Source organism: Pelomicrobium sp. G1 (assembly GCF_051905455.1).
In the GTDB taxonomy this organism is placed as follows: Bacteria; Pseudomonadota; Gammaproteobacteria; order Burkholderiales; family UBA6910; genus Pelomicrobium.
In genome coordinates, this window is record NZ_JBQACR010000441.1 from 1 (window position 1) to 254 (window position 254).

Here is a 254-nt window from a genome sequence, read left to right on the forward strand (position 1 = left end):
CGTCTTCTTCGCTCTTCCAGTCGTAATCGAGGAAGCGGTTGGCCATCAAGGGGTTTTTGTCCTCCAGATAAAGCTGCCGCAGGCGCTTCGCGTATCGGGCGAGGATTGTCCAGTCCGGGATCGCCTCGCCCGGCGGGTCCATGAAGCGCTGGTATAGGCGCAGGCGTCGCTCGCCGTTGATCGATGTGAGGTTCATCTCTCCCCATTGAGCCGCCGGCAGGACCAGGTGGGCGTGCCGTGCAGTGGCGGTAAGG

The 254-nt window shown here is 62.6% G+C and carries 1 protein-coding gene; it reads right to left on the bottom strand.

Features of this window, described 5'->3' with window-relative positions; genetic code table 11:
* On the bottom strand, positions 1-196 hold a 196-nt coding region (locus ACTFO6_RS19145), incomplete at its 3' end, for a hypothetical protein (protein ID WP_439935917.1).
* Between the last annotated feature and the right edge of the window lie 58 nt (positions 197-254).